This is a genomic window from Streptomyces sp. NEAU-YJ-81 (assembly GCF_017592595.1).
GTDB classification, from domain to species: domain Bacteria; phylum Actinomycetota; class Actinomycetes; order Streptomycetales; family Streptomycetaceae; genus Streptomyces; species Streptomyces hygroscopicus_B.
The window spans coordinates 1-1,026 of sequence record NZ_JAGFNO010000119.1 but is presented as its reverse complement, the minus strand read 5'-3'; the positions used below and the strand labels follow the sequence as shown (position 1 = coordinate 1,026).

At 68.3% G+C, this 1,026-nt stretch carries 2 protein-coding genes; both read right to left on the bottom strand.

The window, feature by feature from the left end:
- Nucleotides 1-747: CbtA family protein (locus tag J5X86_RS50180; protein WP_208523234.1), on the bottom strand; the 747-nt coding region annotated here is incomplete at its 3' end.
- A gap of 21 nt (nucleotides 748-768) precedes the next feature.
- Nucleotides 769-990, bottom strand: a complete 222-nt coding sequence (locus J5X86_RS50175; protein WP_014058848.1) for a CbtB-domain containing protein — start codon at nucleotides 988-990, stop codon at nucleotides 769-771.
- Nucleotides 991-1,026: the final 36 nt, after the last annotated feature.

The following is a 1,026-nucleotide window of genomic DNA, read 5'->3' as shown; positions in this document are numbered from 1 at the left end:
CGCCACCGCCCGGCCCTCATCGGCCGTCGCGGGCTTGGGGTTCAGCAACCGCTCGGCGAGCTCACCGAACAGGAGACCGAAACCACCCCACAGGACGACCTGCATGGCCAGAGCGGACAACCGGAACCGCCACAGTACGGTGGCGGGGAAGTCCCCCGGCACCTCGTTGACCACGGGAAGGAAGGCATACGCCAGCCCGATCACCACGGCGAACGCGGCCACCGCGGCCACGGTCGCGTACCAGGTACCCAGCCTCGGGGCGAGCCGCTTGCCCAGAATGGTGGCGCCGACCGCGAGGAGCACACTGAGCAGCATCATCAGGAAGTACAGCGTCGTGCGCTTGCCGATCGTGTCGCCGTTGCCGACCGCGGGCGGATTGGCCGGATACTTCAGGAACGGCACGACGTAGACCGCGAGCAGCGCGCAGCCGGACAGCAGCAGCGCGGTCGCCCGTGGGGTGAAACGGCCGACGCGGCCCAGGGCGACGCAGTACGCGAGGGCTGCGATACCGCCGAAGGCGATCCCGTAGACCAGGACACCGGTGGCCAGCCCGGCCGTGGACTGCACACCACGCGAGACCAGCTCGACCTCGTGCTCATGCGCGGGAGCGTGGGCCCCCTCGAAACTGATCGCGCGATCGACGCTCGGCTCACCGAGGAAGTAGGCGGCGACCAGGGCGAGCACACCGGCCCCCAGACCGGCGAGCATGCCCCGGACGAGCAGATTTCTTACCATTGCGGAGTTCATGAGTGCGCGGCGTCCCTCGCGTCAGTGGCAGGGGAAACCGAGCAGATGACGGGCGTCATGCACCCACTCATGGACGTTCTCACCGGAAACGACCGCGGTGGCGCCCTGCTCGGCGCCGACGAAGTACAGCAGGACCAGCATCAGAATGCCGAAGAACACCGCCCACGGAGCTATCGCCTTCAGCGGCAGCGTGGCGGGCAATTCGGGCGTGGTGGCTGTGGGCTGCGCAACATGCTGCGCCATGGCCAGGCCTCCTTAAGGGAGTTCGCGTCCCATCTC